The following is a 21,956-nucleotide window of genomic DNA, read 5'->3' as shown; positions in this document are numbered from 1 at the left end:
CGTCACTTCATAATTGGAGAGGGAATCTTGAATAAATTGCTTTTTCTGCCAACCTCGCGGAGTTTGACGCTTGCCTCACCATGCTGAAAATTGTATCCTCGAAGGTAGGTGAAGACTCCGAATCCTTGACCTTGATTGAAAAATCTAATTATTCCAGACACCCTGTAGTTCTCACGGATTCCCGTTTCGCTAGACTTGTCAACCCGACCATCATCGGGTATACTTTGATCCCGATCACATAGGCAGCTTTTTGCTGCCTTTCTTGTTTCCTGAATCCGTGAGCAATCATTCTCCGCCACGGATTCAGATTTTTCCCCACCTCCAGCAAGGTAACCGTATGAAAGCTTCCCTCAGCAAGAAGACTAAGTTTATTTTTATTACCGGTGGAGTCCTTTCTTCCCTGGGCAAGGGGCTTTCCGCTGCCTCCATTGGAACCCTGCTCGAAGCACGCGGGCTTACCGTCACCTTTCAAAAGCTTGATCCGTATATCAACGTGGATCCCGGTACCATGAACCCCTTTCAGCACGGCGAGGTCTACGTCACCAATGATGGTGCGGAAACCGATCTGGATATGGGCCACTACGAGCGGTATACCAACGCGGTTATGGGTCAGCAGAACAACTACACCTCGGGCCGGATTTACTATTCGGTGATCATGAAAGAACGTCGGGGCGAGTATTTGGGTGGGACGGTCCAGGTTATTCCCCATATCACCGATGAGATCAAAGAGGCGGTGCTCCAGCTTGACGGCTCAGCCGATGTGGCCATCATTGAAATTGGCGGTACCGTGGGTGATATCGAGGGGTTACCCTTTATTGAGGCCATTCGCCAGCTCCGTACCGACCTGGGGAAGGAGTTCACTCTTTTTATTCACCTGACCCTGGTCCCCTACATTAAGACCGCCGGTGAGATTAAAACCAAGCCCACCCAGCACTCGGTGAAAGAGCTGTTGGCCTCCGGAATTCAACCCGATATTCTCATGTGCCGCACAGAGGAGCCGCTCTCCGATGATCTGAAAAAGAAGATCGCACTCTTCTGTAACGTGGACGCCAACGCGGTAATCTCGGCCATCGACGTGGATACAATCTATGAGCTGCCCGCCAAACTGCGTCAGGAAGGGGTGGATGAGCGCATTCTCGAGAAACTGGGCATTTGGACCGGTTCCCCCAATATCGAACCCTGGGAGCGCTTGGTCCGTAAGATCAATAATCCCAAGAAGGTCGTCAACATCGGTATTACCGGCAAATACGTCGACCTGACTGAATCCTATAAATCACTCCATGAGGCCCTGATCCATGGCGGTATCGCCAATGATGCCAAGGTGACGCTGACCTATATCAGCGCCGATGGTCTGGAAGACGGCACCGAGCTGGAAAAGCTGGACAACTGCGACGGTATCCTCGTGCCCGGTGGCTTTGGCAGCCGAGGTATGGAAGGAAAGATCCACGCGGTGACCTATGCCCGTGAGCGCAAGATCCCCTTCTTTGGTATCTGTCTGGGGATGCAGTTGGCCGTGGTTGAGTTTGCCCGCAATATTGCCAAAATTGAGGGCGCGCATTCAGTGGAGTTTAACCCGAACACCCCGCATCCGGTGATCTACCTTATGACCGAATGGTTTGATTTCCGTTCCGGTAAGGTCGAAAAACGCGATAAGAACTCCGACATGGGCGGTACCCTACGTTTGGGCGCCTATCCCTGTACCCTGAAAGAGGGCACCCATGCAGCCGCTGCCTACGGCAATGAGGAGATCAGCGAGCGTCATCGCCATCGTTACGAGTTCAACAACGCCTACCGTGATCAACTCGAAGAGGCCGGGCTCATTGTCAGCGGTACCTCTCCCGATAACACCCTGGTGGAAATTGTCGAACTCGCCGACCATCCCTGGTTTTTGGGCTGTCAGTTCCATCCCGAGTTCCAGTCCAAACCGATGAAGCCGCACCCACTCTTCCGCGACTTTATCAAGGCGTCCATTGCCAACAAAGAAAGCACCAAGGCCTGATCGCATGAAAAATGTTGAGATTGCGCCCACACCTCTGGGAGCACTGAACGTCGGTCCTGGCGCTCCCCTGCTCTTGCTGGCTGGTCCCTGTGCCTTGGAAAGCGAAGAACTGGCGCGTGAGGTAGCCGAGGAAATGAAGGCCATTACCAGCCGCCTGGGCATCAATTACGTGTTCAAGGCCTCTTTTGACAAGGCCAACCGAACCTCGCTCTCCTCCTACCGGGGACCCGGCCTTGAAAAGGGGCTGGAGATTCTGGGGCGTCTGCGTGAAGAGATGTCGGTGCCTGTGGTCTCAGATATCCATGAGCCTTCCCAGGCTCCTTTGGCTGCTGAATGTCTGGATATTATTCAGATCCCCGCCTTTCTCTGCCGCCAGACCGACCTGCTTGCCGCCGCCGCCAAAACCGGCAAGGTGATTAACGTCAAAAAGGGCCAGTTTGTCTCTCCCTGGGATATGGAGAACGCAGTCAATAAGCTCAAGGGCTCGGGCACTGAAAAGATCATGCTCACCGAGCGCGGGGCCAGTTTTGGTTACAACAACCTGGTGGTTGATATGCGTTCGCTGGCGGTGTTGCGTTCTTACGGATACCCCGTGGTCTACGATGCCACTCATTCGGTGCAGTTGCCCGGTGGTGCCGGTGGCAGTTCCGGAGGCCAGCGCGAGTTCATCCCACCGCTTGCCCGGGCGGCCATGGCCGTGGGCATCGATGGTCTTTTTATCGAGGTGCATCCCGATCCGGACAAGGCGCTCTGCGATGGGCCCAATTCATTGCCACTGGATCAGGTCGAATCGCTGCTGAAACAACTGCTGGCTGTACGTCAGGCTGTGGAAGGAGTGGTCAATGTCTGATTGCGGTATCCCTGGTGGGGGCTATCCCACCGATTGTGAGTTGACAGAAGCCCTGAGGAATAGATCCATGAATCGCAATAAGCCAATAATTCGTTCAGAGGCCTGGAAATCGGTCCTGGTTCGCGCCAAGCAGGTGGAACTGCTGCTGCTTGATGTGGACGGTGTCCTCACCGATGGTACTCTGATTTATTCCTCGGATGGTGTCGAGTCCAAGTGCTTTAATACCCAGGACGGACTGGGGCTGCGTTTGCTTCAGGACAGTGGGGTCAAGGTTGGCATTATCACCGCCCGCACCTCGCCCATGGTGGAGCGCCGCGCCAAGGACCTGGGGCTGAGTTATGTCTTTCAGGGGCACTCGGATAAGCTGGGGGCTTATGAGAGTATTCTCAAGGAAACCGGTCTGCGCCCGCCACAAACGGCGTATATGGGCGATGATCTTATGGATATGCCCCTGCTTAACCGGGTCGGACTGGCAGCGGCTCCCGCCAATGCGGTGGAGGAAATTCGCCAGCGCGTCCATTATACCACCGAGCATAGCGGCGGCTTTGGGGCAGTACGTGAGATCTGTGATCTTATCATCGAATCCCAGGGCAACCAGGCGAAGATGCGGGCCAAATTCGATCGATGATGCTGAAAAACCCGCGCAATCTTCTCTGGCTGTTGCCGCTCTTGCTTTTACTCACAAGTCCCTTCTGGCATCCGCTTCTGGGGGCCTTTCTTACTCCCCGGGGGGGCTATAATTCCAAGCTCGCGCAACCCCAGGAAGAGTCTGCCAGCAAGAACTTCGTCATGGAGAAGGTAACCATGACCTTGGCCAGTCAGGGCGTTGAAGAGTGGCAGATAACAGCCAAGCGTGCCTTCACTGGCGAGTTTGACCAACAAATTGATATGCAGGGCGTTGACGCCAAGTACGTTGGTGCCAAGCGGGAACCCATTGATATAGAAAGCCGTGAAGGCTCCTACCGCATGGATACCCGGTATTTAGTGCTTCGAGACGATGTGCGTATCACCAAGCCGACCGTTGAGCAGGTTCTGCTTTCCGAACGGTTGGAGTATGATGACGCCAAAAAAACGCTGATTAGCCCGGGCAAGGTCTATATCCAGGCTCCGAATATGAAAATCGATGCCGGACATATGAACTATGATTTCAATTCCGGGGATTTTGATTTTACGGACCGTGTGAGGGTAACCCTCTAGAATACCTTGAATAATTATATTTTTTCGATCCGGCTTGGGGGGCATTCTCAATACCCCCTGCCAGTCTGCTTGCGAAAATCTCAGGCACCCTGTAGGGTGGCTCAATTATTTATTTGAATGACAAACTCAATCCCGCGTATCGCGGCTAACACTTGAAGGGACGTATGCCATGTTGACAATTAACGAGCATTATCTCAAGCTGCAGGCTTCCTACCTGTTTTCCGACATCGCCAAACGCGTTGCCGCCTTCCAGGCAGCGAATCCAGAGCAAGAGGTGATCAAGCTCGGTATTGGCGACGTGACCAATCCCCTGCCCCCCGCCTGTGTCGAGGCCTTTCATAAGGGCGTAGACGAGATGGCAACTGCTGCCAGCTTTCGTGGCTATGGCCCTGAACAGGGGTACGACTTCCTGCGTGAGACCATCGCCAAGAACGATTTTCAGGATCGTGGTGCAGACATAGCGGCGGATGAGGTCTTTGTCTCCGATGGCGCCAAATGCGATACCGGTAATATTCAGGAGCTCTTTTCCACCGAAGCCAAGATTGCCATTCCCGATCCGGTTTATCCTGTCTACCTGGACACCAATGTCATGGCCGGTCGTACAGGTGCCTTTAAAGACGGGCGTTTTGAGGGGATTGTCTACCTGGACTCCACCAAGGAAAACAACTTTGTCCCGGATCTGCCTAAAGAGCAGGTCGACCTTATTTATCTCTGCTTTCCGAACAACCCCACCGGCTCTACCGCCACAAAGGAGCAGTTGAAGGTCTGGGTTGATTATGCCCGTGACAATAAGGCGCTGATTCTCTTTGATGCCGCTTACGAGGCCTTTATTCGTGACGAGGAGCTGCCCCATTCCATCTATGAGATTGAGGGGGCCCGTGAAGTAGCCATTGAGTTCCGCAGCTTCTCTAAGAGTGCCGGTTTTACCGGAACCCGCTGCGCTTATACCGTGGTGCCCAAAGAGTGCATGGCCTATGATGCTGCCGGTAACAAACAGGCGATTCATCCGCTGTGGAACCGCCGCCACTGCACCAAATTCAATGGTGTCTCCTATCCGGTACAGCGCGCAGCCGAGGCGGTCTACTCCGAGGCGGGCAAGGCGCAGTGCACCGCATTGATTGATGGCTATTTAAGTAATGCCAAGATTATCGGCAAAGCGATGAGTGAGCTTGGCTATGAGTATGTGGGAGGCGACAATTCGCCCTATGTCTGGATCGACGGAGGCCAGGATTCCTGGGGATTTTTTGACCTGCTTCTGAATAAGGCAGGTGTAGTCTGTACCCCAGGCGCTGGTTTTGGAACCTGCGGCGAGGGCTATATCCGCATCTCCGCCTTCAATTCCGAGGCGAATGTTATTAAAGCTATGGAGCGTCTCAAAGAGGCCATGAAAAAGTAAGATTCTTGGCAAATTCTGAGATGGAAAAAGGGCTTCCACTGTAATGGCGGAAGCCCTTTGTATTTTGTTATTTCCTCCCAACCTCAGCTGAGCATCAATAAGCGGCAAAAAATATATGCATAGTATTTATTCTGTTGGGGGTCGTCTCTCACCACCAACCTACCCTACTCCCATGAAGCGATGAAGGTTGGTGGTGAGGAAGGAACCCCAACAGGGCGTAGCTGCGGGGTAATTCCATAGCTTTGGTGGAAGAGCTATTTACCCTGCCACCGCTTGCTCAGCGACCATTGTCTTGATTTTTTCCACCACAATATCCACCGCAGCTTCCACCTCCGGAGACATCTGCTGGGTGAATTCTTTGATATCCTTCACCTCGATGAGCAGGATACGAATGTTGGCAGGCATCTCGTCGGGAAAACAGATAGAGCCGGTCTTCAGCGTCGTGCCTAGAGTGACCGCGTGTGAGTTGACCAGGGCATGGGTGGTGAAGATATCGTCCACGTTGACCTCTAAAATCTCCCCCGGCTCCCGGCCCAGCATGCAGGCATCGACAATGATTGCCTGATCATAGCCCTTGATCTTATCCATCACTTCAAAACCAACGGTGAGGACCATCTCGGTCTGGCAACCAATACCTTCCTCTTCTAGCCGCTCGATGACCACAACACCGGCGCGATCATCCTGCAGATAGGGGTTACCGATTCCAACGACCACTGTTTTCATTGTTTGACCTCTTCAGAATGCAAGGGTGAGTCTGTGATCGATCCCCTGATCACAGACTCGGGTCTTTTTTCATGCTACAAAGGTACTCAAGCCAGGAAAAACCCAGGTGAGTGGTAGCCCTATTTTACGGGGGTGCCAAGACCAAACGAAAATGGGGCATTTTATGCGAGTAGATTTCAACCGGTGGGCAGAAACAACCTGCCCACTTTAATCTACTCTGAGGTTTCATTGGTGTACGTAGTGCGTAGGGTGGGCACGTTTTTTGTGCCCACCGGTACGACCAGCCTTAAAAGTTTTTCAGAGTCTTATAGAGCTTACCATCCTTGTCGAAGATTTCCACCAACAGCGGTGAGCCGCCACCGGTCACAGTGTGGGTAGCGCAGGCCAGGCAGAGGTCGTAGGGACGGAAAGCCATCTCCACATAGTTGAGCATAGCCGGGGAGACATCACCGTTCTTGATGAAGTGCTTGGCCGCCTTTTTCACCGCCAGGTTGATTGGGGCGTTGTTGTGAGTGGTAGCGACGATCAGGTTGGCATCGGTGACGATCCCCTTGCCATCGGTACAGTAGTGATGGATCAGGGTTCCGCGCGGAGCCTCGATGACGCCTACCCCCTCGCCCGGGCAGGAGGTTGGTTTGTTCCAGGTCTCTTTGGAGGTAATTTCAGGATCACGGGAGAGCTGGAGGCATTTCTCAGCCGCATTGAGCAGTTCGATGGCACGTGCCCAGTGGTAGGCCAGAACATTATGGACCGGCTTGGCGCCAAAGGTGGCGTGGAATTTCTCGAAATGCTTTTGCGCCAGCGGGGTATCCATGCCTTTGACGATGTTCATCCGTGCCAGTGGACCGACACTGTAGATGTTGGTGCCGGGACCTTCGACGATTCCTTTCCAGGGGCCGATCTTCTTCTGGTAGGGAAACTTGAGATATGTCCAGGGCTGGACCCGCTCGGAGATAAAATCGAGGTACTCTTTGCCCTTGAAGGAGCCCACCAGATTGCCCTCAGAATCAATAATTTTCTGGGTACCGTCATAGTAGGTGATGTTGTCGTTCTCATCGACAGAGCCCATGTAGCCGACTTCGACCTTGTACATATCACCGGTGACCAGCTCCATGTACTTGTCATTTTTAAGGACCACATCCTCAAAGACCTTCAGGGTCAGCTCGCCCAGTCCAACCAGCTCCTCGGACCACTCCTCGATCTGTTTCCGCTCCTCCTCGCTGAGCTGCTTTGACCAGCCGCCGGGAATGGCAGCCACCGGATGATTGGGCTTGCCGCCCAGAAGCTCAAAGATTTTTACCGCCAGACCACGTTTGCGCAGGACCTCGCGTCCCACATCGGCCCCAACGGCGTTGATCAGACCAACCACATTGCGTTCAGCCGGATTGGCTTCAGGGCCGACGACAAAGTCAGGCAGCCCCAAGGCGTAAAGAATAACCGAGTGATCTTCTACGTAATGTGCGTTGAAGAACAGCTCGCGCAGCTTGCGTCCTGCCGGAGGCGGGGTGACCCCAAAGACGCCGTCAGATGCCTTCATCGAGGCCGTGAAGTGGACACCACGACAGACACCACAGACGGTGGAAACGGTCCGCGGGACCTCCTCCATGGGCATCCCTTGGAGGAATTTTTCAAAGCCACGGAACTCGACAGTCTGGAAGAAGGCGTCGTCCACATTGCCGGCATCATCTAGGAAAATGGCAATCTTGCCATGTCCCTCGAGGCGGGTAATTGGGCTGATTTCGATCTTTTTCATGCTGCTTTCTCCTTACGCTGGGCCACCCGGTGGTTAAATTTCGAGGCCGTATGGCTGTAGCGGTAGAACATCTTGGCCATATCGTTGTATTTATCAATGAATTGCTCTGCAACTGCCTCGTTCTCCATGCTGGAAGCCAGGGTGGAGACACAGCGGGCACCAAAATCCTTGATACCAGGGATGGGGCCACCGCAGCCGCGACAGGGAATGTTCACATTCAGGCAGGAAGCCCCACAATCGCCTTGGGTCACCGGACCAAAACACATGTACCCCTGTTGCAGAAGGCAGGTGTTGGGATCAGGGCGGCCATCAATGGTCCGTTTGATCTCGCCTATGGGCAAGCGCTCCTGACCGGTGAGTGCCGGGTTGCGCTTGCAGGTGTCGCAGACCGCCTTGCCGCCGGTGAGCCAGGAGCCAGCGGGAGGCAGATCACCAGCCACAATGGCACCAACCAGCTGACCGACAAAGGAAGGATGCGGGGGGCAGCCCCCCACGTAGTAGTCCACATCCACCACCTGATCGATGGTGGAGCAGTTAGGCAGCAGCGCCGGGATAGTGAGGTCGTACTTGCCATCCAGGAGATACTCCGGGGTCGGCATGACATTGTCGGGATTATCGGTGGAAAAGGACTTTTTATAGGCCTGCTCCATCAGCTCTTCGTTGGTATGGAGATCGCCCAGAGCGGCAATACCACCCAGAGTTGCGCAGGCCCCAAAGGCCACCAGAATCTTTGATTTTTTCCGTAGCACCTCGACGGTGTGCAGGTTCTCGGTGTTGCGGATCATGCCATCAACAAAGGCCAGGTCGATGGAGTTGTCCTCCATCTCTTCCAGATCCTTGTATTTAACGTCGGTAACTGTGGGGGCCCAGAAAACGATTTCCAGATGCTCCAGGGCATCGACCAGCTTTTCGGAGAGATCGACCACGGCCATCTCGCAGCCCGCGCAGCCACCGGCCAGCAGAAAGGCGGTTTTTACTTTATTTGCCATTGCCATTTCCTCCTTTAAGCGGGTTTGGGCCCAGCTCCTGCAGCTCTTTGGTAAACTCTTCCACCACTTCGGCAAAGCGGTAGCCCTCGGCGCCGGAGATCCACTCCAGGCGGAAGCGGCGCGAGTCAAAACCGGCATCCTCGATCAGTTTTTTCAGGATCTTCATGCGGTTGGCAGCCTTGTAGTTACCGGTTTTGTAGTGACAGTCGCCAAAATGGCAGCCACCGATGAGCACGCCGTCAGCCCCATTGGCCAGGGCCTCCAGAACATACTCCGGCTCTACTCGACCGGAACAGGGCACCTTGATCAGCTTAATCGAGGGCGGATACTTGGCCCGAAGGTTACCGGCAAGATCCGCACCGGCATAGGTACACCACTGGCAGGCAAAGCCTACGATATTGGGCATAAAGGACATCAGGCCACCTCCTTGATCAGACGTTTTTCGCTTTGAATCTCACGGATGATACCGCTGCGGTCGATCTGCGAGATGGCAGCCACCTGGCTCGGATCACAGCCCATGGCCAGGGCCAGTAACTGGGTATAGTAGAGGGGCGGAATTGGTTCGAAGTCTATCAGGCCCCGTTCCTTAAGAATGGGCTGGGACATATCGAACTGGAGGAAACAGGAGGAACAGGTGGTGACCACCAGATCGGCATCGGTCTCCTCTTTGATGGACATCAGCTTGTCTTTAAAGAGGACCAGCGATTTTTCCATGTCGGTGGAACGCATGCCCCCCATACCACAACAGCTCTCCAGGCGTGAATAATGGGGCACGGTGGCGCCGGTGGCTTCACAGAGGTCCCTGAGGATGCTCGGGTAAAAGGGGTTCTCTTCCTTGACCTTGTAGACATCGGAGGGCCAGAGGGTGTGGCAGCCGGTCTGCACCGCGATCTTGAGTCCAGCCAGACTGTACTTGAGGTTTTCCCGAATTTTTTCCAGGCCCACCTTTTTATGGAGTACATGGGCCACATGGTAGATGTCCGAGGTGCCTTTGAACTCACGGTTGATGGCCGCGAGGCTGGTGTTGACCGCCTTCCGCCGTTCGGGATCATTGAGAAAATGTTTGGCCTCAGAGAGTACGCCAAAGCAGGAGTTGCAGCCGGTCATGATGTCGACCTCCTGCTCCTCGGCGATGGTGATATTGCGGCTGGAGATCGCGCACCAGTTGTTGAGATCAAAGGAAGGGGCGGTTCCCCAGGCCGGACAGCAGGAGGCTCCCTGTAAGTCCACCGGCTCAATGCCCAGCGGCGGCATGATCTGACGAATGGACTGCTCGATGTCGGGCGCCTTCATCGGAATGTTACAGCCAAGATATAATCCTATTTTTTCCATGTTGCTCACCTTCCTTAAAAGAGTCCCAACTCACCCATGGGGCCGTTGTTGATCAGGGTTTGAATTTCCTCTTTGGCCTTGTCGTCATAGGCAGAGGTCGGAGTTGTTTCCGGCAGACCTACCTGTTTGCGCAGGGCGCTGGGGTCGGTGAAAACCGCATGGCCGGTTTCATACAAGTTCATCTGGCTGGTCACTGAAGAGGTGGAAAAGGCCAGTTCGTTTGCCTGATACCGGCGGAAGGCAAAGACAACCTCCTGCGGGCGTACGTCACGCGGGCAGATCTCCGTGCAGCGGTTGCAGGCCTGGCAACCCCAACTGGAGGAATCTTCAATGATCTCCTCGAGTTCACCGTTGAGCAGGTGACGAATCAGGTTCCGGCAAAGTAAGGGGAATCCAGCTTTGATGCCTGGGCAGACAGACGAACAGGCACCGCATTGGATACAGTTGAGAATGTTCTGGCCGCCGTACCCGACAATGGTGGAGACGGCCTCGTCGATTTTTTGCTGGTCGATGATCATAGCGTATCTCTCCTCTTAGGCGGTCAGGGCCTGAATCTGGGCAAATATCTGGGATTCCTCGTAACCATGCAGGACGATGGCTCCAGACGGACAGGCCGAGGTGCAGACACCGCAGCCTTTACAGGCAGACATTTCAATCTCGGCTCGTGGTCCATCGGCAGTGGGTTTCATACTGATGGCGTTGTAGGGACAGAGCGGGACACAGATACCGCAGCCGCTACAGATGTCTGGATTGACCTCGGATATGATCGGCTCGATCTTGACCTTGCCCTGCGCTAGCGGGACTGCGGCAGCAGCGGCAGCACCCTTGGCCTGGGCAACGGTATCGGGAATGTCTTTGGGGCCCTGGCAGCAACCGGCGACAAAGAGCCCCTGAACAGCGGTCTCAACCGGTCCGAGTTTGGGATGCAACTCACGGAAAAAGTTGTTGCCGCAGAACTGGAGTCCGAGTTTCTGGGCCAATCCCACGGAATCCTTGGGCAGCTCGACCGCGGTGGCGAGAACAACCAAATCGGACTCGTATTCAATGTTGGTGGCAGACTCCATGTCGTAGGCGAGAACGCGGAGTTTATCATCAGGCAGCATCTCGAGACCGCCGACCTTGCCTTTAAAGAAGTTGATCCCCATGGTGCGGGCGCCGGTGTAGTACTCCTCGTACCCCTTGCCAAAGGCACGCACATCGATGAAGTGCATGTTGATGGTCAGCTGTGGGTACTTCTCCTTGAGCAGACGGGCCTGCTTGATCATGTACATGCAGCAGAAACGGGAACAGTAGGTGTGGAAGTTCTCGTCCCGCGATCCCATACAGGAGACAAAGGTGATGGTGTGGGGCTTTTCGTTGTCTGAGGGACGCAGCAGTTTCCCCTCGGAGGGGCCGGTGGCCGAGATGATACGCTCAAGTTGGAGTGCGGTGATGACGTTGGGCGAGGCCGGTGCCATCTCTTTGAACCAGTCTTTCTCCATAACCTGGTAGCCGGTTGCAACGACGATGGAGCCAACTTCGATCTCGGTAATCGAGCCTTTGGGATCGTGGGCAATGGAGCGGTTTATGGCATCGGCCGGGCAGGCTCGTTCGCAGGGAGCGAGAATCGGATTACCGGTTTTCTGGTTTACCTTGGGCTCGGTACCTATTTCACGGCCGCCACAGTTTATGCAGTGGTCGATATCGATCACCGCTTTTTTGGGCACCGCCTGGGGAAACATGATAAAGGCTGCCCGTCGGTCGGAGAGCCCTGCGTTGAACTCGTCCGGTGTTTTTGAGGGGCACTTGGAGGCACAGTCACCACAACCGGTACATTTGTTCCAGTCCACGTAGGTCTGTTTGCGACGCACCTTGACTGTGAAGTTACCGATATAGCCCTCAACATCATCCACCTCCGAGTAGGTCATGGTTTCAATGTTGGGATGGTTGTAGGCCTCGACCATCATCGGGGTGAGGATACAGGCGGAACAGTCGTTGGTGGGAAAGGTTTTATCCAGTTGAGCCATGACACCTCCTATAGAGGGTTTTTTCTCTAGCAGATAGGTCTTGTGCCCCATATTGGCCAACTCAAGAGCGGCGCTGATACCGCCGATGCCGCCACCGACAACCAGAGCTGCGTCAGTGACCGGGGTGAACTTGTCTTCCAGGGGCTCAAGATTGCGTGCTTTGGCAACCGCTGAGGCCACAATCAGCTTGGCTTTTTCTGTCGCCCCCTCGTGATCATGCCCGTGGACCCAGCTATCCTGGTCACGGATATTGGCCATCTCGAAAAGATATTTATTGAGCCCGGCCTTTTCAATGGCGGCCCGGAAAATAGGCTCATGGGTTCGTGGTGTACAGGCGGCAACCACAACCCGGTCCACTACCCCATCACGAACATCCTGCTTCACCATCTCCTGCCCTGAATCCGAACACATGAACAGGTCTTTGCGCGCAATTACCACGTCCGGGAGCGTTTCCGCATAGTCGCGAACCGCTGCCACGTCGACGACGCCGGCAATGTTGGAACCGCAATGACAGACGTATACACCGACTTTTGCCATACAGGCCTCCTTCTTGATGAGGATAAATCATGATGAACTCGGAGGGGGATCCGCGGCCCAGGCATCGGGAAGTTGCTCTTGCCCAGATGCTCTCCCGACCCTTTTGGGCTTCCCCTCTTGCGAGAACGGCAATGTGAACGTTGCGTGCACCTATCGAGCGGTCTGCTCGTGCCCTCGGCACACACTCCGTAATTTTTTACTGATAGTTTTTATCTATTTTCCTGAATCTTCATGCAGCTCTTGCCTCGGTTGCCTACTCTATAGAATCGCAGGGGAAAGTGTGCAATAGTTTTCTCTATTTTGCACAAAACGCACAGCGTTGTCGCCTGATCGTGATGCTTTAGGGATAATAACCTGAAATAACTTTGTTAAAATTAGCGGGAGGGATTGTCTGGATGATTCTTTGGGGTGAAATTTTTTAAAAAGTTGCCATTTTACGGAGATTTTTTTGTTTTTGTGCTGGAAGGATACTTTGTTGGGCGGAAAAGTGTGTTTTGCATAAAACGCACATAAAAAGAGCGGGGACGTTTTTTTAGGGGTGAAAAATGATGAATGGCCCATTTTTAGCATAAAATTGGCCAGAGAGGGAGTCTGTGCGCTGCCAGCTGTTGATCTGAAACTCCCTAGAGGGTGAGTAGCCTGCGGGCATTGCCGCTGAGCATACTCTCAAGCAGGGGGGCTGGAAGGCCGAGCCGAGCCAGCATTTTTATGGTAGTCGCCTGGTCAGACCAGGGAGAGTCGGTCCCGAAGAGGAGGTATTCAGGCGGGTGGTTGAGGAGAAGATCGCGGAGGCGAATTTGGTCGAGAAAATCCAGAGCAAAAGAAATTTCCATGTAAATGGGTTGACCGGTGAGCAGCGAGCGGACATCCTCCCATTCATCCCAGCCGCCGAGATGAGTGGCTATGAGTTTAAGTTCTGGAAATTGCTGGCTGATATCAAGGATACGCTGCGGGTCAGCCCGGCGAATACGCGGATAGGCTATATCATAGCCGGCATGAATAACCAAAATCATCCCCAACTCACTCATACGCTCGTAAAGAGCGAAGAGATTGTAATCATCCAGGAAGTAGTTCTGGTAGTAAGGATGCATTTTTAATCCCTTAAACCCCTCGTTATAGAGAAGCTCAAGATGATCTAAGAGGTTGGGGTCTTCCGGGTGCAGGGAGGGGAAGGGAATAATCCGTTCGCTACGGATTGTTTTGGACCAGTCGAGAATCGGCTGAAACTGTTCTGGGCGGGTGGCGATGGAGCAAACAACTGAACTGGCGACGCCACTCACGTCCATGGAGGTGAGCAGGTCTTCAACCGTGCCGTTGAGATAGGCTTTTATTTTGCCTTCCCGTTCAAGCGCGGGAATGGCAATATGGGCAATGGGGTCGGGAAAGGCATGGGTGTGTATATCAATGGCACCTGCCATGGCTGCTCCTTAGGTCTGCCGCGGTCAAATAACAGACAAGGGATCTTGACTCGCTCTGGTTATCGAGCTTGGGAGGACAACTCTCTGCTGCTCAGAGCACCCTTGCCTTGGTTGGGAAGGGAGGTTTTTTCCTCTTCAAGAAACCCTAGAATAGTGTCTGTCCAGAAATGAGGATTTTTGTTCAAGTTCAAGGCATGCGCAAAATTTTACCGCAGGCATATAGACGATATTCCGAGGATAAAATTTTGCGCATAACGCCGAAATTGGGCAAAAAGACCGTTTCTGGATGAACACTAGAATAATTTGATCAGATAAAGGCCAAGCTGAAGTACGATCAGGGCGTAGCAGCCAGCCATGCAGTCATCCAGCATAATTCCCAGTCCACCGTGGATATGTTTATCCAGCCAGTTGACCGGGAATGGCTTGAGTATATCAAATATTCGAAAAAGAACAAATCCAGCCAGGGCAATAGTTGGATTAACCGGGGCAAAACTGAGGGCGATGAGTTGCCCTACGACTTCATCAATGACCACCAGGCCTGGATCACCGTTGCCGACAATTTTTTCTGCTGCTCCGGCACTGAGGACGCCCAGCACGAAAAGAATGATAACCACGCCCCAGTAAGGGACAAGGGGCAGGCGGCCAAGTCCAAACCAGAGGAGGACAGTGACCGCAGATCCCCAGGTGCCAGGAGCTTTGGGGAGGTAACCACTGTAGGCGCCCGTGGCGATAAACATGTGGATGCGATTCATGGCAACACGTTTGTAGAGGCAAAACCTGAATGGAATAATGACCTGAATTCGTGAGCATTCATCAGTGCGGCGGGTGAAACTGAACAATACATGAATTTGTTTAAAAATCTTCGCACCTGTAAAAGGATACGTTGTTCAGTGCCCATCCGCCGTCACGGATTCAGGTAATGAGCTAGCCGATCAGGCTCAGCGGTTCAATGGGGTTTCCGCGGAGGCAAGTGGCAACCTCCATGCGTTTTTTTCCTTCAGGCTGGATTTCATGCAGCAGCAGGCAATCCCTCCCTGTGGCCACAAGCAGGCCCTGTGCGTCGGCGCGGAGTATGGTCCCCGGCTGCTCGCTGGTTTGCTGGAGGACAACCTCTGGCTGAAATAAGCGAAACCGTTTGCCTTGAATAAACCCGTAGGCAGAGGGCCAGGGATCAAGACCGCGAATCAGACTCTGGAGTTTATTTGCTGGCAATGACCAGTCAAGGTGCCCCATTTTTTTGTTCAGCATGGGGGCTGTGGTCGCCAGGTCGTGGTTCTGAGGGGTACGGATTAAGGCACTCGCTGCCAGTTTATCCACGGCATTGGCAAGGGTGGCTCCTCCCATGTTTGAGAGACGATCAAAGAGCTCTCCCGCTGTCTCCTGGGGGCCTATGGGGGTGCGCTCGATCAAGAGAATGTCACCGCTATCCATGCCGGCATCCATCTGCATGATGGTGATACCTGTCTCTGCTTCTCCATTGATGACTGCCCATTGAATGGGAGCAGCTCCTCGATATTTGGGCAGAATGGAGCCATGGACGTTAATCGCTCCCAACCGGGGAAGTTCCAGAATGGGTTCCGGCAAGATTTTGCCGTAGGCAACCACCACCAGGAGATCGGGGCTTAAGGCTTGTAATGCCTTGTAAAATTCGTCGGTACGAACCGAATCCGGCTGGAGAACCGGCAGCTCGTGCTCGGTCGCCAACACTTTCACCGGCGGCGGGCTCAGCTTTTTGCCACGACCGCGCTGACGATCAGGCTGGCACACGACTCCCACGATTGTGTGAGCAGAGTCAATCAGGGCTTGCAGGCAGGGCACGGCAAAATCCGGAGTGCCCATGAAAACAATATTCAACGGAGTACTCACTGTTTATTCCTGAGGATTTTTTTCAGTTTTTTCTTATACAGGGTCCGTTTGAGGGGGCTGAGATGATCGATAAAGAGCTTGCCCAGCAGGTGATCTACCTCGTGCTGAATGATTCGGGCAAATCGGTCCTCGGCATCAAATTCCAGAGGCTTGCCTTCGATGTCCTGGGCGGTGACATGAATTTTTTGAAATCGTTTGACCTTGTCGTAGCATTCAAGCACGCTCAGGCACCCCTCCTCTCCAACCATCGAGCCTTCACCCTGGGTGATTTCGGGGTTGATCAGGACAAGGTAATCGCGTTTTTCTTCGTCCGCCTCCGGATCGATGACGACAACCCGTTTGGCAATTCCAATCTGGTTGGCGGCAAGGCCGACACCCGGCGCCTTGTACATGGTATCAGCCATGTCCTCGACCAGTGTTTTTAAGGCATCGTCAAACTCAGTAATGGTTTCCGCTTTCTGGCGAAGAACAGGGTGCGGAAAGGTTATAATTTCTCGTATGGCCATAATTTTTCAGGTATGCGGTGTAAAGCACCATAAAGAAAGGCTGCATCGTGGAGGCCTTCATCAAGCAGGAACAGGGGAAGGACAGAGGATGCAGCTGATAAGAGTACATAACAGGCAAACGACTCTTTTTTTCGTTCTCTTGGTATGTAATCAGTTTGCATTGTAAAGTAAAGTTCTCTCCTTGGGAGCCTTTACCCTGAATGCCCCCAAGGGGCGGCGGGTGAAGCTGAACAACAAATGAATTAATTTAAAAATCCTTGTCCCATTAATTGGATATGCTGTTCAGTGACCACCCGCCGTCACGGATTCAGGTTTACGTCCGGCTGGGGGGGCCGCTTGTTTTTCGGCGTTTAATTGTGTAGTGTACAAGGCTCATTACTTAGGGAGCGCTATGGTTACAAAGGATGAATTACAAGAAGGAATGGCCCTCTTGGCCCAGCCGGTTCTGCCGCTGGTGTCCATGGTTCAGTTTCTTTATTTGACCGGTGATTTTGCCACGGTTGAAGAGGTCATTGCTGAAATGCCTCCTGATATTGAAACCGGATACGCAACCTATGCTGACCCTGTCAGTGTGCTCATGCCCTATGCTGATCTGTTGCAACCGCTGGTGGCATTCAAGACCGGCGAACCACCTGCAATCACGGTGGTTGATGCGGAAAACAATCCGCTGGATCCCATGTCGGCCACAACAGCTTTGATTGCACAAAATGTTCTTACGCGAGAACTGGAGCCGGTCAATAGTCTGCTTTGCGCTCCCTGTCACTGTACCCTCTGCTGTGTCGGCCCTGATGCCAATATGCAGCAGGACTACTTTGAAATTCCCCTGCAACCGGGGGAAGCTGCCCATTTTTCTCTGGAGCAGATTGATACAGCGGCCTCACGAAGCCAGCGTATTGATGCTGAGCCACCGTTGCAGGTGAATGGGCAGGATTTTTACCTGCGAACTGATCCGGCCCTGATCCATTGGCAATCCGGCTGGAGTCTGGTGCTCCCCAAAGCAAGCCGGTGTCCCAACCAGGCGCAATCCGGTCGGTGTCTGATTTATCCGGATCGACCTGAGGTCTGCCGTCGTCCACAGATCTTTGCCTATATGCTGGAACCCCTCAACCAGGGGGAGAGCAAGGGATACCGGTTACGTCAGTCCCTGCTTGCCGTGGTCGACTGTCCCTATGTCCAGGTGCTCCAGGATGAGATCAGCGCTTACGCTGCAGCCTGCGAACTGGAGATGTTTTTCCGCCAGAATAAGGCCTGATTCCCTGTAATTTCACGGACATTTTTTCGCCTATGAACAGTATTGGAATTCTTTGTATCGCTCTGTCCTATTTATTGGGGGCTGTCCCCTTTGGCCTGGTCCTCTCCCGTGGCAGCGGCATAGATATTCGCAACCAGGGAAGCAAAAATATCGGCGCTACCAATGTGACGCGTCTTTTAGGAAAGAAACTTGGAGCGCTGACCCTTCTCTGTGACCTGCTCAAAGGATTCCTGCCCATGTTTCTCACGGGCCTTGTGCTCAATGAGACAGCAGGGCATGAGCTGATTATCGCCCTCTGTGGTGCAGCTTCGGTCCTGGGGCATATGTTCCCCGTCTACATTGGTTTCAAAGGAGGCAAAGGTGTAGCCACCGCGCTGGGTGCCTTTCTCTATCTGGCACCGCTCGCTGTTCTTGGATGCCTGCTGGTCTTTATTGCCGCTGTTTATTTTTCCGGATTTGTCTCGCTCGGGTCGCTTCTGGGATCGCTTTCCATGTTGCTCTGGCTGCCGCTCCTGCATGCACCGGGCTGGAAAATGGGGTTGGCCGCGTTTATTGTGCTCATGATCTGGGTGAAGCACTACCAGAATATTGGGCGTCTGATTCGTGGCGGCGAGAAGTCTTGGAAGAGGAAGACCGAGGACAGGGAGTGAACAGCAAAGAGTGGCAGGCCATCGAGAAGGCGGCGAAGGTGTTGGGGCTGAATGATCGCGCCACGCTCGGTGAAATCAAGCGGGCTTTTCATCGACTGAGCAAGCTTTACCATCCCGACACCGGCGGTGATGCAAACGGCGAAAAGATGTACGTCATTACAGCGGCATATGAAACTCTCACCCGCTATTGCGATAGTTATCGCTACCCCTTGAAACGGGAGAATGCTGGAGAGGACGATCTGGATATTTATGATCCCGAAGACTGGTGGCGGGCACGCTTTGGTCAGGACCCGCTTTGGGGCGGCAAAAAGAGGAAGCCATAATAGTACTTTTAATTAGGGGAGCGCCTCTTTTTTTCGCAGAACAGACTCCGGAACCCATGCTGCCGAAAAAGATCGGCAAAATTCGTGAATTAACTGTTTCCTTTCTGCAAGACTCAGCAGCCAGTAGCAGGGGCTGAGCATGAGGATACGTATTGCTTGTCTTGGTGTCATGGTCTACCCTCCGTGGTAGATGATAAGCGTTCCTATAATACGTATCGGACCATTAAAGCGAGATATTTAGGGTGAAGGCGCCTACACGCACTACCCTGCGCCTACACCGTACACACTAACAAGTGTCCATCCAGAAACGGTCTTTTTGCCCAATTTCTGCGTTATGCTCAAAATTTTATCCTCGGAATATCAGATATATGCCTGCGGTAAAATTTTGAGCATGCCTTGACCTTGAACAAAAATCCTCATTTCTGGACAGACACTAACAAAGGAGTACGGGAATGCAGATTCCTCAACTGATAAAAACGCACAAGCCTTTTGTTTCCTTAGAATTTTTTCCCCCAAAAAATAAAGAAGAATGGCCTGGATTTTTTGAAGTCGCCAAAAAACTGGGGCAACTCAATCCTCTTTTTGCCTCGGTCACCTACGGTGCGGGGGGATCGACCCAGTCCAACACCCTGGAAATCTGTGGGCAGCTGATCAAAACCTGTGGCTTTGAAATCATGCCGCACCTGACCGGCGTGACTGCAGATCAAGATAAAATCGACGGATTTTTGGGGGCGATCAAGGAACTTGGCATTGAAAACGTTCTTGCTCTGCGTGGTGATCGTCCCACCTGTTTTACAGGCAGTGATAAAGAACTGTTTGCCAATTTTCCCTATGCTGAAGATCTGGTCCGCCATATTCACCAGAATCATCCCCAGTTAGCCATCGGAGTTGCCGGTTTTCCCGAAGCCCACTCCGAAGCACCATCCTTTGCCGCTGACCTGGAGGTCATGCAGCGGAAGGTGAACAGCGGCGCGGATTTCGTTATCACCCAGCTCTATTTTGATAACCGTATTTATTTTGATTATGTACAGCGATTGAAAGCACGCGGTGTCGAGGTGCCCATTGTTCCGGGGGTATTGCCGATCCGTAGCCTTGGTTCTCTGCGCTTTATTCTTGAGATGTGCAATGCCCGAATTCCTGGCAAGCTGGTCAACAAGGTACTGAAGGCCCATGAGGAAGGCGGGGCTAAGGCTGTGTACAAGGTCGGTGTGGCCTATGCCCGCCAGCAGGTGAAAGAACTGATCGAAGGCGGTGCACCGGGTGTTCATCTCTACACGCTCAATAAAGCGGATATGTGTCTCGAAGTAATGGATGGCCAACTTTAACCGGCTTTCTCATGAACATTTTGTCTTAATTTATTCAAGATTGAATGAAAAGGTTGGTTGTGATCGGTAACATTTGAGCGCAATTTCAACAAAATGTTCACCTGCGGTCAGTCCAGGCGGCGCCATCTTCGGCAGTATTTTGTCACTGAATATAGTGAACTATTATTCAGTGACAAAAACTTTGAATCTGACACCGCCTGAACCGATGAGAAATCCGGTTTGATCTAAATTCGTGACAGCGGGTTTTGGGCTAACCACTGTATTCCCTGTATAGCTGAGTAATGTTAGAGGAATGAGTATTGCTGTTGTGCTGAACCCGCTGAATGCTCACGAATTTAAGTTCTAACCCGAAATCTGTGCTCAATTTGCGAATATGGCTGAGAGTTTATTCTATCAGCCTGATTTTCTTGCTTTGTTGAAATTTCCTGATTGTTTTCACCACCCGGGTGAGGAGAAACAGGTCCGCGATAATGAGCGCGGTGAGTAGTCCTATCCAGAATCCTTGGGGGCCTGGTTCCATGCCCCCAAGGCCTCCCAGCCCCAGGCCGTAACCGAGCGGTAAGCCAATCCCCCAGTAGGTCACCATCATGAAGAGCATGGGCACGCGCGTGTCTTTGCAGCCTCGTAATATTCCGCCAGAATTGACTTGCAGGGCATCTGGTATCTGCACCATGGCAACATAGGCAAGTAACGACACGGCCAGTGTCTGTATCGTCCGGTCGTTCGTGTAGAGTGCTGCTATTTGCGGGGAGAAAATCAGGATGGTGAGACAGGTGAGGACAGCACCGGACAGGGCTAGTCCCAATCCAGTGGGGACGATGCGTTGCAGGCGTTGTAAGCGGCCACGCCCGATGGTGTAGCCAACTCGAACCGTCAGGGCGGTCGCCAGACTGTACGGCAGCATATACATTATGGAGGTGAAGTTGAGCGCAATCTGATGCGCTGCAACTACATCTGGGCCAAGTTTGGCAATAAACAGTGCTATGACAGTGAATATGGAACAGTCAATGAAAAGGGTCACCCCAAGCGGCAGACCGAGGCGAAGAAAAGAGAATACCTCGTTGATTCTGAAGAGGCGTTTCGCATTCTGCAGTGAAAAAAGGTGATCGGTTCCGCTGAGTCGGCTGCGCTGCAGAAGCAACGCCATGGTCGTCATCATGGCGGCAACAGAGATGGAGGTCGCCCAACCACACCCAGCACCGCCGAGAGCAGGCAGGCCAAGCTTGCCGTAAATGAGCAGGGAATTGGCAACGATATTCACGCTTAGGCCGCAACACCCAGCCACCATGGATAGCCGCGCCTTACCCAAGCCATCGCCCCCTCCCTTGAGGGCAAAAAACAGCCCTCCAGAGGGAAGGCTCCAGGAGATGCCATAGAGGTAGCGGTTGGTGATGGGAATGACTTCAGCACTGACATCAAGCCACTCCATGAAGGGAATACAGTGCCAGAGGAGCGGCATCAGCAGTGTCCCCATGGTCAATCCGATCAGCATCCCCAAACGAATGGAACCATTGATCCCTGCCCCGTCTCCCCGGCCATGGGCCTGGGCCACCATCGGGGTTACCGCACTCTGCAGGCCAATAAGAAAGAGGTATACCGGAAAAAAGATGGAGGAGCCAATCGCCACTGCCGCCAGATCGAGCGCTGAGTAGCGTCCGGCCATGACGGTATCGACAAACCCCATTGCTGTTTGGGTGAGCTGGGCCAGCAGCAGGGGGCCGGTCAGACGCAGGAGAGTCGTAATTTCATGGGTGATGAGGAAAAAGGAGCGCATACAGAATGTTTTGAGGGAATCTAGATTGTCTGGTGAAAAAGAGGAATTTTCTCTGAATCC

22 protein-coding genes are annotated in these 21,956 nt (G+C 53.2%); 9 read left to right on the top strand and 13 right to left on the bottom strand.

The features are described from left to right. Positions 1-337 precede the first annotated feature (337 nt). The 5 genes from JWJ90_RS02310 (at position 338) to JWJ90_RS02290 (ending at position 5,442) form a co-directional block, all read left to right on the top strand. Positions 338-1,999: a CTP synthase gene (locus JWJ90_RS02310; RefSeq protein WP_205225562.1), complete on the top strand. Its 1,662-nt coding sequence runs from the start codon at positions 338-340 to the stop codon at positions 1,997-1,999. 4 nt (positions 2,000-2,003) lie between these two features. Then, positions 2,004-2,849, top strand: coding sequence for a 3-deoxy-8-phosphooctulonate synthase (gene kdsA / locus JWJ90_RS02305; RefSeq protein WP_205225561.1), 846 nt, complete (start codon positions 2,004-2,006; stop codon positions 2,847-2,849). After that, on the top strand, positions 2,842-3,477 hold the full coding sequence (locus JWJ90_RS02300; RefSeq protein ID WP_205225560.1) for a KdsC family phosphatase: 636 nt from the start codon (positions 2,842-2,844) through the stop codon (positions 3,475-3,477). Before kdsA ends, JWJ90_RS02300 begins: the two co-directional genes overlap by 8 nt. Beyond that, complete coding sequence (gene lptC, locus JWJ90_RS02295) at positions 3,474-4,046, top strand: LPS export ABC transporter periplasmic protein LptC (protein WP_205225559.1); 573 nt, start codon at positions 3,474-3,476, stop codon at positions 4,044-4,046. Before JWJ90_RS02300 ends, lptC begins: the two co-directional genes overlap by 4 nt. Positions 4,047-4,215: 169 nt before the next feature. After that, entirely contained in the window at positions 4,216-5,442 is a 1,227-nt protein-coding gene (locus JWJ90_RS02290; protein WP_205225558.1) for an LL-diaminopimelate aminotransferase, read from the top strand. A gap of 258 nt (positions 5,443-5,700) precedes the next feature. On the opposite strand, the gene JWJ90_RS02285 is transcribed toward JWJ90_RS02290, so the two are convergent. The 11 genes from JWJ90_RS02285 to def form a co-directional block, all read right to left on the bottom strand. After that, the gene (locus JWJ90_RS02285) at positions 5,701-6,165 is read right to left on the bottom strand and encodes a hydrogenase maturation protease (RefSeq protein ID WP_205225557.1); all 465 of its coding nucleotides are present in this window, start codon (positions 6,163-6,165) and stop codon (positions 5,701-5,703) included. A 286-nt stretch (positions 6,166-6,451) separates the two neighbouring features. Beyond that, on the bottom strand, positions 6,452-7,918 hold the full coding sequence (locus JWJ90_RS02280) for a Ni/Fe hydrogenase subunit alpha (protein WP_205225556.1): 1,467 nt from the start codon (positions 7,916-7,918) through the stop codon (positions 6,452-6,454). Then, positions 7,915-8,907, bottom strand: a complete 993-nt coding sequence (locus JWJ90_RS02275) for an NADH-quinone oxidoreductase subunit B family protein (RefSeq protein ID WP_205225555.1) — start codon at positions 8,905-8,907, stop codon at positions 7,915-7,917. Before JWJ90_RS02275 ends, JWJ90_RS02280 begins: the two co-directional genes overlap by 4 nt. After that, positions 8,897-9,322, bottom strand: coding sequence for a hydrogenase iron-sulfur subunit (locus JWJ90_RS02270; RefSeq protein ID WP_205225554.1), 426 nt, complete (start codon positions 9,320-9,322; stop codon positions 8,897-8,899). The genes JWJ90_RS02275 and JWJ90_RS02270 overlap by 11 nt, the downstream gene beginning before the upstream one ends. Next, a complete protein-coding gene (locus tag JWJ90_RS02265; protein WP_205225553.1) occupies positions 9,322-10,239 on the bottom strand; it encodes a CoB--CoM heterodisulfide reductase iron-sulfur subunit B family protein in 918 nt (305 codons plus the stop codon). The genes JWJ90_RS02270 and JWJ90_RS02265 overlap by 1 nt, the downstream gene beginning before the upstream one ends. 14 nt (positions 10,240-10,253) lie before the next feature. Then, on the bottom strand, positions 10,254-10,757 hold the full coding sequence (locus JWJ90_RS02260; protein ID WP_205225552.1) for a 4Fe-4S dicluster domain-containing protein: 504 nt from the start codon (positions 10,755-10,757) through the stop codon (positions 10,254-10,256). Between the two features lie 15 nt (positions 10,758-10,772). After that, entirely contained in the window at positions 10,773-12,782 is a 2,010-nt protein-coding gene (locus JWJ90_RS02255; protein WP_205225551.1) for a CoB--CoM heterodisulfide reductase iron-sulfur subunit A family protein, read from the bottom strand. 623 nt (positions 12,783-13,405) lie between these two features. Continuing rightward, positions 13,406-14,200 (bottom strand): amidohydrolase family protein, encoded by a 795-nt coding sequence (locus JWJ90_RS02250; protein WP_205225550.1) that lies wholly within the window; start codon positions 14,198-14,200, stop codon positions 13,406-13,408. A 293-nt stretch (positions 14,201-14,493) separates the two neighbouring features. Continuing rightward, entirely contained in the window at positions 14,494-14,952 is a 459-nt protein-coding gene (locus tag JWJ90_RS02245) for a phosphatidylglycerophosphatase A family protein (protein ID WP_205225549.1), read from the bottom strand. A 172-nt stretch (positions 14,953-15,124) separates the two neighbouring features. Beyond that, positions 15,125-16,066 carry a methionyl-tRNA formyltransferase gene (fmt, locus tag JWJ90_RS02240; protein ID WP_338032275.1) on the bottom strand — a complete coding sequence of 314 codons (942 nt, stop codon included), beginning with the start codon at positions 16,064-16,066 and terminating at the stop codon, positions 15,125-15,127. Then, entirely contained in the window at positions 16,063-16,572 is a 510-nt protein-coding gene (gene def, locus JWJ90_RS02235; protein ID WP_205225548.1) for a peptide deformylase, read from the bottom strand. Before def ends, fmt begins: the two co-directional genes overlap by 4 nt. Before the next feature lie 391 nt (positions 16,573-16,963). Between def and JWJ90_RS02230 the strand changes: the two genes are divergently transcribed. Genes JWJ90_RS02230 through JWJ90_RS02220 form a run of 3 tightly spaced genes read left to right on the top strand, consistent with a single transcriptional unit; the run spans position 16,964 to position 18,797 of the window. Beyond that, positions 16,964-17,824 carry a YkgJ family cysteine cluster protein gene (locus tag JWJ90_RS02230; RefSeq protein WP_205225547.1) on the top strand — a complete coding sequence of 287 codons (861 nt, stop codon included), beginning with the start codon at positions 16,964-16,966 and terminating at the stop codon, positions 17,822-17,824. A 32-nt stretch (positions 17,825-17,856) separates the two neighbouring features. Beyond that, positions 17,857-18,474, top strand: coding sequence for a glycerol-3-phosphate 1-O-acyltransferase PlsY (gene plsY, locus JWJ90_RS02225; RefSeq protein ID WP_205225546.1), 618 nt, complete (start codon positions 17,857-17,859; stop codon positions 18,472-18,474). After that, positions 18,471-18,797: a DnaJ domain-containing protein gene (locus tag JWJ90_RS02220; RefSeq protein WP_205225545.1), complete on the top strand. Its 327-nt coding sequence runs from the start codon at positions 18,471-18,473 to the stop codon at positions 18,795-18,797. Before plsY ends, JWJ90_RS02220 begins: the two co-directional genes overlap by 4 nt. A 12-nt stretch (positions 18,798-18,809) precedes the next feature. On the opposite strand, the gene JWJ90_RS02215 is transcribed toward JWJ90_RS02220, so the two are convergent. Further along, positions 18,810-18,968 carry a hypothetical protein gene (locus JWJ90_RS02215; protein ID WP_205225544.1) on the bottom strand — a complete coding sequence of 53 codons (159 nt, stop codon included), beginning with the start codon at positions 18,966-18,968 and terminating at the stop codon, positions 18,810-18,812. A gap of 281 nt (positions 18,969-19,249) precedes the next feature. Between JWJ90_RS02215 and JWJ90_RS02210 the strand changes: the two genes are divergently transcribed. After that, positions 19,250-20,122: a methylenetetrahydrofolate reductase gene (locus JWJ90_RS02210; RefSeq protein WP_205225543.1), complete on the top strand. Its 873-nt coding sequence runs from the start codon at positions 19,250-19,252 to the stop codon at positions 20,120-20,122. Positions 20,123-20,507: 385 nt separating this feature from the next. Here JWJ90_RS02210 and JWJ90_RS02205 read toward each other — a convergent pair whose 3' ends face one another. After that, complete coding sequence (locus JWJ90_RS02205; RefSeq protein WP_205225542.1) at positions 20,508-21,896, bottom strand: MATE family efflux transporter; 1,389 nt, start codon at positions 21,894-21,896, stop codon at positions 20,508-20,510. Positions 21,897-21,956: the final 60 nt, after the last annotated feature.

This window comes from Desulfobulbus rhabdoformis, assembly GCF_016919065.1.
Classification (GTDB): Bacteria; Desulfobacterota; Desulfobulbia; order Desulfobulbales; family Desulfobulbaceae; genus Desulfobulbus; species Desulfobulbus rhabdoformis.
The sequence above is the reverse complement of the archived record's forward strand: the minus strand, read 5'-3'. Positions and strand labels throughout refer to the sequence as shown.

What these genes read in the sequence shown, in the direction of transcription:
- JWJ90_RS02310 (WP_205225562.1), top strand. Translation starts at nt 338, where the DNA reads ATGAAAGCTTCCCTCAGCAAGAAGACTAAGTTTATTTTTATTACCGGT.
- kdsA (WP_205225561.1), top strand. Translation starts at nt 2,004, where the DNA reads ATGAAAAATGTTGAGATTGCGCCCACACCTCTGGGAGCACTGAACGTC.
- JWJ90_RS02300 (WP_205225560.1), top strand. Translation starts at nt 2,842, where the DNA reads ATGTCTGATTGCGGTATCCCTGGTGGGGGCTATCCCACCGATTGTGAG.
- lptC (WP_205225559.1), top strand. Translation starts at nt 3,474, where the DNA reads ATGATGCTGAAAAACCCGCGCAATCTTCTCTGGCTGTTGCCGCTCTTG.
- JWJ90_RS02290 (WP_205225558.1), top strand. Translation starts at nt 4,216, where the DNA reads ATGTTGACAATTAACGAGCATTATCTCAAGCTGCAGGCTTCCTACCTG.
- JWJ90_RS02285 (WP_205225557.1), bottom strand. Translation starts at nt 6,165, where the DNA reads ATGAAAACAGTGGTCGTTGGAATCGGTAACCCCTATCTGCAGGATGAT.
- JWJ90_RS02280 (WP_205225556.1), bottom strand. Translation starts at nt 7,918, where the DNA reads ATGAAAAAGATCGAAATCAGCCCAATTACCCGCCTCGAGGGACATGGC.
- JWJ90_RS02275 (WP_205225555.1), bottom strand. Translation starts at nt 8,907, where the DNA reads ATGGCAAATAAAGTAAAAACCGCCTTTCTGCTGGCCGGTGGCTGCGCG.
- JWJ90_RS02270 (WP_205225554.1), bottom strand. Translation starts at nt 9,322, where the DNA reads ATGTCCTTTATGCCCAATATCGTAGGCTTTGCCTGCCAGTGGTGTACC.
- JWJ90_RS02265 (WP_205225553.1), bottom strand. Translation starts at nt 10,239, where the DNA reads ATGGAAAAAATAGGATTATATCTTGGCTGTAACATTCCGATGAAGGCG.
- JWJ90_RS02260 (WP_205225552.1), bottom strand. Translation starts at nt 10,757, where the DNA reads ATGATCATCGACCAGCAAAAAATCGACGAGGCCGTCTCCACCATTGTC.
- JWJ90_RS02255 (WP_205225551.1), bottom strand. Translation starts at nt 12,782, where the DNA reads ATGGCAAAAGTCGGTGTATACGTCTGTCATTGCGGTTCCAACATTGCC.
- JWJ90_RS02250 (WP_205225550.1), bottom strand. Translation starts at nt 14,200, where the DNA reads ATGGCAGGTGCCATTGATATACACACCCATGCCTTTCCCGACCCCATT.
- JWJ90_RS02245 (WP_205225549.1), bottom strand. Translation starts at nt 14,952, where the DNA reads ATGAATCGCATCCACATGTTTATCGCCACGGGCGCCTACAGTGGTTAC.
- def (WP_205225548.1), bottom strand. Translation starts at nt 16,572, where the DNA reads ATGGCCATACGAGAAATTATAACCTTTCCGCACCCTGTTCTTCGCCAG.
- JWJ90_RS02230 (WP_205225547.1), top strand. Translation starts at nt 16,964, where the DNA reads ATGGTTACAAAGGATGAATTACAAGAAGGAATGGCCCTCTTGGCCCAG.
- plsY (WP_205225546.1), top strand. Translation starts at nt 17,857, where the DNA reads ATGAACAGTATTGGAATTCTTTGTATCGCTCTGTCCTATTTATTGGGG.
- JWJ90_RS02215 (WP_205225544.1), bottom strand. Translation starts at nt 18,968, where the DNA reads ATGACACCAAGACAAGCAATACGTATCCTCATGCTCAGCCCCTGCTAC.
- JWJ90_RS02210 (WP_205225543.1), top strand. Translation starts at nt 19,250, where the DNA reads ATGCAGATTCCTCAACTGATAAAAACGCACAAGCCTTTTGTTTCCTTA.
- JWJ90_RS02205 (WP_205225542.1), bottom strand. Translation starts at nt 21,896, where the DNA reads ATGCGCTCCTTTTTCCTCATCACCCATGAAATTACGACTCTCCTGCGT.